Here is an 845-nt window from a genome sequence, read left to right as displayed (position 1 = left end):
TACCCGACCGGCGAAGGCGTGATGCGGATGGAGGCTCGTGATGAAACCGGCACCAGTAAAGCCCGTATTATTTGTGACGGGCAAAACGATATGGTGCAAATCGCGAACGGCGTTTTACGCCCTGAGTCAGGTATTACCCTTTCCTCAACGAATGCGAATTCAGTGATCCGGGGGCGTAATGATGCCGTCATTCTGCGTGATCATAACAACGGCAATGTCACACTGTCCGCCAGTCTGAAAGATGCAGGGACGCAAATGGGTGGGACGCTCTACATCGGGTATAACCGGCCAGAAGCAAATATTTTCACCTCTGCGGTTTCCATCGACTCCCCTGTAACCGTTAACGAAACCATGAAAGTCATTAAAGATGCCACTTTTTCCGGTGCTATGACGGTGGCGGGCGGCGTTACGTTTAACGGGCTGGTGAAATTTAGCCGCCATGATGGTGCGTGTGAATTCAGCTCGTCCGATGCTGCACATCCATTGATCTCGGTGAACTATTCAGGCGCGGGGAATTTCGGCTTTTGGGATACCACTAACGGCAGGTGGGTTCTGCGAAAAAGAGCGTCAAACCTGACAACGGGTAACGCAGATAATTGGGTGATGGACAGCGGCCTTGAAATCGCCGGTGCGTATGGCCTGACGCTGTCGACGGCGCTGCCTGTTTCCAGCGGCGGCACCGGTGCCAAAACCGCCGCGGATGCAGTAAAAAATCTCGGTGCGCTCCCTGCAAACGGGACAGCCGTCGCGGCGTCCAAACTTGCAACCGCCCGCAAGATTGCCGGTGTGGCGTTTGACGGGACGAAAGATATCAGTCTTTCCTTTGAAAACGTCAATGCTATCCA

1 pseudogene is annotated in these 845 nt (G+C 54.0%); it reads left to right on the top strand.

Annotated features, from left to right (window positions below):
- Positions 1–27: 27 nt before the first annotated feature.
- Positions 28–845 (top strand): annotated as a pseudogene (locus D6C13_RS26055) (hypothetical protein); the annotation flags it as partial.

Source organism: Rahnella woolbedingensis (assembly GCF_003602095.1).
GTDB classification, from domain to species: Bacteria; Pseudomonadota; Gammaproteobacteria; order Enterobacterales; family Enterobacteriaceae; genus Rahnella; species Rahnella woolbedingensis.
The sequence above is the reverse complement of the archived record's forward strand: the minus strand, read 5'-3'. Positions and strand labels throughout refer to the sequence as shown.